We start from the raw sequence: 3853 nt of genomic DNA, 5'->3' as shown, positions 1-3853 counted from the left end.
AGTCAGAAGGTGAGCTGACTATTGTTTCACCTATCTTCATCCACGAATGGATTCAAGAGAATTCTACCCAACCTCACAAAGAGGAAGGGGACATTCAAGAATGTCTCAAGTGTTTTGACTGTGAGGCTGAAGCAGAGAGCCGTCTCTCCTTTTTTTGGGGGACTTGTGACGCTACCACTTGGTTCTGGCTTCCTCCAGGATTGGCTGGTTTCCGGGATGGCCCCATCGTACCCAGCTTTCTGAAACTTGGACACCTCGTTGGAAAGAATAAAAGGGATACCCCTTCTATTCTCTCCAAGAAGTTGCTGGAAGACTGCTGCCTACGCAGTCAATAGTTGATAGAGATTCGTCACTCCGTTTGCGCCAATCTTGTCATTCGTATCCATCGGCGACCAATTGCGATTGCCCCCCAGAAAAGAGCGTGAGTCATGTTCGAGCAGACCAATGATCACCTCGCCCACGAACCGAGCCCCGACCGGACCCAATCCCTCCCCCTTCACAAATTTCTTTTTACCTTGAGCATTTTCATCCATGCGTCCAATCGCCTTGCCTTCCGCGAGGAGGTAAATCCAAAGGGGGGTCGCCTTGGGGAATCCTAGCTTCTCTCCCTCTTCCCGAACGGTTTCAATCATCTCGGTCGTGACTTCAGTCGCTCCGGCAGCCATGAGAGCCCCGGCCACCTGTTCCCCGGATGGAATCAGGAAACTTTGCGCTCGCAGAAGATTCCGCACGGCAAGAGATCTTTCAAACGCGGGAACCGTCGGAGGCATAAAAGGGAGATCCAGCAGCACTTTAGCTAGCTTAGTATCCACCTGACCAGCCCGTTCGAATTGCCCATTGCCACTATCCAGTACTGCCGCCCAATTCACCACTTGATCTAGACTACTGACCGGTTGGAATCCGATTCCAAGTGTTGTTCCGAATACATCATGTTGGACACCCCCCGGTTTCACCTTGAGTTTCTGAGGAATCATGGTGTGGCCGAAACGGTACGCTGCCGCCGCAAATTCGATGGGGATGAAGGGCTCGTTCGTTCCTAGGCATTCAGGCTGATACACCTTTCTACCGTTTGCGAGAATATCGTCAACGATCCAATTTCCACATATCGTCCGCAAGAAATCATTGATAACAATCCACTGATAATGCCAAGTGACCACCCGGCGCGCCTCCTCAAAAAGCATGGAGCCGGTGGGAGCATTGGGCTTTGCGGCAATTATATCCAGAACGCTGTTGTGGAACCGCAACATCCCCAGCTGCAATTGGGAGATGAGTCGATTTTCGTCGTTTCGGGGATCGCCTATGATCGCTGTCCCTTTTGGCGAACGAGGTAAATCATGGTTCTTCAGATCGTTTGGATTCGCCGGATCAGCATAATCCGCTCCGGTCAAAAATTTTCCTCCCCCATCATACAGATAGGGATGTGCGCCAGGACCGTCCCCATATACGCAGTCGAGGTCCAACGTGGGGGTACGAACGTTTTCTATGGCTGCGGGGGAATTACTCGCAGTGAGGGAAGAACTGTCGTCGAGGGTAATGTCATGATCAATGAATTGGCCAAAAAAAATCAGGCCTGCAGGCACTTTGTCCGTTAAATTTGGAGCACCTTTATCCTCCATTTTACCGCCAGCTTTGCCGACATCATGAAGCGTAAGTGGATTGATGTATAAGGGCGGCAGATCGGAAAACAGACGCGCAAAACGACCGGGCCGAAATGGTCCCAGCTCGCACAGATGTCCAATGCCTTTGTAAGGAACAAGACCATGATGCTGATTCGCCATTTCGCCCTCCTTTGTTAAATAAAAATGCCTAATAAGATTGAACACTTTCCTCTAAATTAATACGTCTCTTTTTAAACCTCGCAACGGCAGTCTAGGTCTCAAAGATTATAGGCATCGGCCACGACACGGCCTCGCATTTAAGTGCCGATGGCAGAGAAGCGTACCCGCCATCTATTCGTGGCAATGCGTAACCCTGTATTTCCTACTTAAAGCAAACTGCGAGCCAGCCTTCATCGGGTGTTACTCCCACCACTCTTTGTTCAAATTAATTGTTGATTTGATAGGAAAAAAGACTGACAGGGCCGAGCCAATTTGTGAATGAAGTTCTGACTTAGTTCAAAATCATGTATCTAGACAGATACTTTTTGAAAGGAACGGATACATCCCTAGCGGAACCGTTGCAGGGCCATCACCTCCGGTGAGATTCAACACCGACACTCCGAAGCCGTGGCTTCACCCTCGCCATTGGGTAGGGAAGGCAAGGATCCCCTCCCGGCATCCCCTTGGAACCCCTGATAAACGCTTTCTCCCCCCTTACGACCGAGGTAAAGGTATTTGCTCGATGTATTATTAGATTTGTTTTACACTTCCGTTATTTCAGATAAGACCCTCATGAGAGAAAACCGGCGTTAGGTTGGAAAAAGGTAGTCCGTAGCCAAACCGAATATTGGTTGCCCTTCATTCATCCATGAATTGATGAAATCGGCTTCAATCCAACAACCGGCATGGAAGGAGACATCCATAAATGCTTCTCTAGGATTTTGAAGGTGAAGAAGTGGCGGAAGGTCATCTCACCTTTTTGGAAAACGTGAGGTGACCGCTTTTTTGCGGGACTGGTTGGTTTTAGAGATGGCCTCAACATCCACAGCCTCCTGGAGGTTACGTACTTCGTTAAGAATCTTTAAAAATCGACGGCCGAATGGGGTCAGTTGATATTCCACTTCAACCGGAGGCTTTATCCCACACACCGTGCGCCGCATGATGCCGAAACGAATCATCTTTCGCCATCGCTCATTCATGACTTTCGCCGACAAACCGGGACATGCCCGGAGCACCATACCTGGGCGGTTATGTCCCTCCGCACAAAGCTGGAGTATGCGAATGGACCACTTGCATCCCACGATACTCTCGACCATCGAAGCCACAGGAATCCTCTTGCCATCCTGTACCCCCGTCTCCTCCACTCCGATTAACCGATCGTGCTGAACCATTCAGTCACCCCCTTACCAAAAAGTGCCTTCTTGCGAGACTCCTGCCAGCCTAGTATCTTGCATGGTCATGAGCAAATTCAAATACTCAACCACCAATCAAGGAGACTTTTGATGAAACTCCGACCGGCTCCTGAATGGCAGACAACAACATGGCTCAATACTCCAGAGCCCCTCAGTCTGTCCGGGCTTCGCGGGCAGGTTGTGCTGCTTCACGCATTCCAGATCCTCTGCCCCGGCTGCGTGTCGCATGGCCTGCCACAGGCTCAACGCGTGGCCAAGCTCTTCCCGGATCTCAGAGTCATCGGATTACATACGGTATTCGAACACCACGAGGCCATGGGCATGGCCTCGCTTCGTGCGTTTCTGCATGAGTACCGGATTCGATTTCCAGTCGCCATCGACCGACCAGGCCAGGATGGCGACCCGCTCCCCTGCACCATGCGGGCGTATGCGATGCAGGGAACGCCGACCACGGTGTTGATTGACAAACAGGGTCGGCTGCACCAACAGATATTCGGTGTGCATGACGATCTCCTTCTCGGGGCGGAAATCGGATTGTTACGGGCACAGGCCGCATCCTCTCCCGAGCCTCAGGACACACCTTCGGTAGCACCGTCTCCTCTATGCGGAGACGACTCCTGTGCGGTCTGATAGAAAACGTCCTGGCGATGATTCGCGGTGAATTCTTGAGACCGAAGACTCACTGACCCGATGAACCAAGCCTCCTTAGGCCAGAAGAGCGTTCGGAAAACCCTGCCTTCCCATTTTCATTTAGAGCAAGGGTTCGCTGGTGAGGAGAGAAAAACCGCCGTGGTCCAGAACGACAGTCCAATGGGCCATGGCTTCGGGAAGTTGTCCGCGAAG

General features: G+C 51.4%; 3 protein-coding genes. 1 reads left to right on the top strand and 2 read right to left on the bottom strand.

What is annotated here, in order from left to right:
- Window positions 1–320 precede the first annotated feature (320 nt).
- Complete coding sequence (locus AAH187_RS10755) at window positions 321–1778, bottom strand: heme peroxidase family protein (RefSeq protein ID WP_342348457.1); 1458 nt, start codon at window positions 1776–1778, stop codon at window positions 321–323.
- Between the two features lie 791 nt (window positions 1779–2569).
- Window positions 2570–2989 carry a winged helix-turn-helix transcriptional regulator gene (locus tag AAH187_RS10750; protein WP_342348456.1) on the bottom strand — a complete coding sequence of 140 codons (420 nt, stop codon included), beginning with the start codon at window positions 2987–2989 and terminating at the stop codon, window positions 2570–2572.
- Window positions 2990–3100: 111 nt separating this feature from the next.
- On the opposite strand from AAH187_RS10750, the gene AAH187_RS10745 reads away from it, so the two are divergent.
- Window positions 3101–3640, top strand: a complete 540-nt coding sequence (locus AAH187_RS10745) for a redoxin domain-containing protein (protein ID WP_342348455.1) — start codon at window positions 3101–3103, stop codon at window positions 3638–3640.
- Window positions 3641–3853: the final 213 nt, after the last annotated feature.

Source organism: uncultured Nitrospira sp., assembly GCA_902500695.1.
Taxonomy (GTDB): Bacteria; Nitrospirota; Nitrospiria; order Nitrospirales; family UBA8639; genus Nitrospira_E.
The sequence above is the reverse complement of the archived record's forward strand: the minus strand, read 5'-3'. Positions and strand labels throughout refer to the sequence as shown.

What these genes read in the sequence shown, in the direction of transcription:
- AAH187_RS10755 (WP_342348457.1), bottom strand. Translation starts at nt 1,778, where the DNA reads ATGGCGAATCAGCATCATGGTCTTGTTCCTTACAAAGGCATTGGACAT.
- AAH187_RS10750 (WP_342348456.1), bottom strand. Translation starts at nt 2,989, where the DNA reads ATGGTTCAGCACGATCGGTTAATCGGAGTGGAGGAGACGGGGGTACAG.
- AAH187_RS10745 (WP_342348455.1), top strand. Translation starts at nt 3,101, where the DNA reads ATGAAACTCCGACCGGCTCCTGAATGGCAGACAACAACATGGCTCAAT.